This window comes from Cytophagia bacterium CHB2 (assembly GCA_030263535.1).
Taxonomy (GTDB): Bacteria; Zhuqueibacterota; Zhuqueibacteria; order Zhuqueibacterales; family Zhuqueibacteraceae; genus Coneutiohabitans.
In genome coordinates this window covers 1-3,801 of sequence record SZPB01000491.1, presented here as the reverse complement: position 1 = coordinate 3,801, position 3,801 = coordinate 1, and the positions used below count along the sequence as shown (strand labels likewise).

Here is a 3,801-nt window from a genome sequence, read left to right as displayed (position 1 = left end):
CAGGATAGCGTGAACGCGTCTTATCTCAAGAAGACCACGCAGCAATCGTTCCTCTGGGGACCGGCGGCGTACTTCACCGCCACTCTCACGGCGCTGCTTCACGTTTATCTGGCGATGGCCTTGTACGCTCTGATCCCGCTGTATTTCATTCTGCCGCGAAATGTGGAGGGCACTGATTGAGTAGAATCGAAGCGCGCGCTTGAATCTGTTGATCTGATTGCGATGCAACGGGCCATAGCCGGCGGCCACTCGCAGCATTTTCTGCACGCTCTCCTGTCACCTCGTAGTGTCAAAAGTTTTTAACTCGAAGTTGGGTCAAGTTCAGTGCAATGAGGAATTCTTTTGCCTTCCAAACTTTCTCCCCCTTATCTTATGATCACCATCTTTTTCTGCCGGACTGATTCCCCTGCCTGCATACGAAAGAAATATACGCCACTTGCACAGCCGTTTGTACTAAAGATGACGGAATGGTTACCTGGCGCCAAATCACCATCCACCAGCGTCGCCACTTGGCGGTCAGTCACATCGAACGCTTTCAGCGTCACGTGACTGTTCACGGGCAATTGAAAACTGATCACGGTCGATGGGTTGAAGGGATTCGGGTAGTTTTGCTGCAACACGAATTGCTCTGGCATCTCCGCCGTGGATGCCGTCAAGCCGGTCGTGACACTGCTCCGTTGCGTGTAGTAAATCGTCGAGGGCGTGTTGTCGCTGTAGAACGTGTTGAAATGCGCGCGCACAACGCCGTCCGGCCCGACTTTGAAATTGTGAAAGCCATACTCGAGACTGCCGCCGTCGGAGAGAACCTCCGGACTACCGAGCGTCGTGCCGCGATTCGTGATGGCGGCACCGATGATGTCTGCGCGGCGATCGAACGGAGAAACAAAATCGTGCTCGTCCTTCCAGAAAATCCACACCACGTCATTGCCAAAATCGTACGCCTCCTTCACGAGATGGCTGCGCACGTTGGTTTGGGCGAGAACCGTCGAACTCGTCAGCACAAGCTAAAGTCCGAAGAATAATGTTGAGCGTTTCATACTTACTCTGTAGTGAGAAAATAGCGCAGGCCTCGTGCCTACAGGGTTAACACATATGAAGAGCATTCTTAGAATGCTTGCGCGTTCCCAGGCCGGAAGTCTGCTCTACGAATTTTTACGGCAGTGCGTAGTTCTTCATCCATGCCCAGTTCACTTCCGCCGCTTCTAGCCAATGATTAGTGCCGTTCGGATAGGCATGCGCCAATCCTTTAATCAGCGCGAAGCGAAAGCTGTTGTTTGGGTTCGGCGCGAGCGCAGTGTACGTCGCAATCGAAACGGTATTCGTATCGCCGCTGATGGTGAAGTTCGGATTCAACTCAAAACTTCTGACATGGACATTGGCAATTTTGCTGAAGCGTGAGAATGCCGGAGGCAAGCCAGGCGTGCTCAGCAATGTATCCAGCGTGCTCAATGGAATTGCCGGGCCGGTGTTCCCCGGGCCGTAGTCCTCATTGCCGATTTGAAATGTAATCGGCATTTTTCGCAAAGGGACCCAGGTCGTATCGGCGTAAAATGATCCGCCGCTTTCGACGATGGCGGCAAACTTGTCGCTCATTTCAATGGTGCACTTCGCAGCCATCTGCCCACCATTCGAGAAACCGACAAGGTAGATGCGTTTCCTATCGACGTTGAATTTGGCCTGCAACTCTGAAATGATGGTGGAGAGAAACTTCACGTCATTTCGCAGCGTCTCGCCGGCGCAGGGTTGCCACTCGGCCGGCTGCGAATTCCATTTCGTCGTCGTCTTTTGCACGCCTTCGTCGATGATGCAATATCGCCACGACGAGGGATAGACGGTGAGAATATTCTCGGCCTCCCCGACTTCCTTCCAGCCGGAGATGTCATAGAATTTTTCGCCGTCGCCGCTGGTGCCGTGGAGCATGAAGACCACCGGCGTCGCCGTGCTGGCATTGTACTTCGCCGGCACATGAACATAATACTCTCTCGTATCGCCATCAACTGGCGTCGTAAAGCGATTCTTGCCGACAACATAGCCGGAGGGAGTCGGATCGGTGACGCTGTCTTTGGATTTGCAACCTGCGAGGGAGAGAAGTGTAGCAGCGAACAGCAATAGCATTGGCGGTTTCATAATCATCCTTTCGTAGATTTAAAAAAAAGCCGGACTCGCAGAATAGAATTTGATTTTGAGCTGCGAGTCCACCTTTAAAATTACGCGTTACGTTTTAAGCTTAATTCTTCGGCTTGTCGTGGTGCGTCGTCTTCTTCGCTTTCACCGTTGTCTTCTTGCCCTGCTCGGTCTTCGTGGTTTTCTTCACACCTTTGACCGTCGTCTCTTTGCCGGTTTTGGGATTGTGCACTTCGACTTTGCCGGCTTTAACCGTGGTCGTTCTCTCGTCGCCACCGCGCGAAACGTGCGTTTGCTTTTTCACCAGCGTCGAGGAATGGGCGTGATAGTTGACTTTCGTAACCCGCGTCACGCGAGTGGTGTGCGTGACGTGAAATGTTGCTCGTGTCGTGAATCTCACCGTGCGCGTGCGATAAACATTGACATGCACCACGCGCCACGGATGCCACCAGTTCGGATAAAAGCCGAAATAAAAAGCGGAGCGATACGGATGATAGACCGGGCGATACAGCCAGCCGAAGATCGGCCACGGGTGAATGTGAACTTCGACGGGTGAGATGTAGTAATCGGGGCCGTAGATTGCTTCGTTGCCGCGGATCTGCATGTTGTAATCTTCCTCGCCGTTTTTTTCCACCTCGATGGTGGCGACGTCCTGAAATTCGTTTTCAGCGAGCGTCACTTGCAGAACGATGACGCGCGCGTCGTCCGAGGCTTCTTCCATCACGCGGATGAAATCGACCTCGCCGTTGTCGTCGAGATCGAGATTATTCACGCCCGTCGCCGTGTCGTTGAGCGACTTCTCAAACTCTTCCAAATCCTTCGCCTCTTTGAACAGCTCGGCCACGGCTTGCAAATCCAGACCATCCGCCGCTTCCGAGCTTGACTCGACGACGGTGACGTCCTGTGAAAAAACGGAACTGCTCCCCAGGCTGATCGCACAGAAGAGTGCGGTGAGAATGCTTGACTGGGTTTTCATCGGTTCTCCTCATACTAAGTTTTGCAAAGTCGGACTTGGGCTGCGGGATTTTGCAGAATTTGAAAACTTGCCATGCCCATGTCCGGCTTTACGTTTGTTTTACTGCGGCGGATACTTTGCCAGAATCTTCGCGATCGTGTCATCGATTTTTTCTTTGGCGATGGCGTCGTTCACTTCGCCTTTGGCCCAGCCGCGCCAGAAGAGCTCCTTGGTATTTGCATCGACGAAGTCCACCACCAACGTGCCATGTTGATATTCCCGCACCGTGGTGTAAGTTCCGATGCGACGCCCGTAACGTCCGTACCGGTAGCCGTAGGTGTCCACGTCGATTTTGTCCCGGACGTTGGCATGACAAACAACGAAAAAGTCCGGCCGACCGCTGGTTTGTTTTTCATACCCCTTGGCGATGAGCTGTTGCTCGACGGCAGTTTCGACGCGCTTTTCGGCCAAAGGATTGGCGGTGGGTTTCGCCCGCTTGGACATGAAATCAAACGTCTTGTACTGCGCAAAATTGGCGCCGCCATCCGTGGTTTTGAGGATGACCCCGCCATTGCCGACCGCAACAGCAGTAGTCGTATTGATGATCTGCACGGCGTTCAATACCTGAGTTGTTCCGCTGGTGCGCGGCACCCAGGTGGCGCCGCCGTTGGTGGTGGTTAGAATCGTGCCGCCTCGGCCGACGGCGCTACCCGCATTGTTAT

Annotated in this window: 4 protein-coding genes; all 4 read right to left on the bottom strand. The window is 53.5% G+C overall.

All coding sequences use genetic code 11. The annotated features are described in order from the left end of the window. Nucleotides 1-365: 365 nt before the first annotated feature. A complete protein-coding gene (locus tag FBQ85_27795) occupies nt 366-1,001 on the bottom strand; it encodes a T9SS type A sorting domain-containing protein (protein MDL1878937.1) in 636 nt (211 codons plus the stop codon). Between the two features lie 151 nt (nt 1,002-1,152). Further along, on the bottom strand, nt 1,153-2,133 hold the full coding sequence (locus tag FBQ85_27790; protein MDL1878936.1) for an alpha/beta hydrolase: 981 nt from the start codon (nt 2,131-2,133) through the stop codon (nt 1,153-1,155). Nucleotides 2,134-2,227: 94 nt separating this feature from the next. Beyond that, complete coding sequence (locus FBQ85_27785; GenBank protein MDL1878935.1) at nt 2,228-3,100, bottom strand: hypothetical protein; 873 nt, start codon at nt 3,098-3,100, stop codon at nt 2,228-2,230. Between the two features lie 99 nt (nt 3,101-3,199). Further along, nucleotides 3,200-3,801 (bottom strand): DUF4136 domain-containing protein (locus FBQ85_27780; GenBank protein MDL1878934.1); only part of this gene is annotated, 602 nt, incomplete at its 5' end.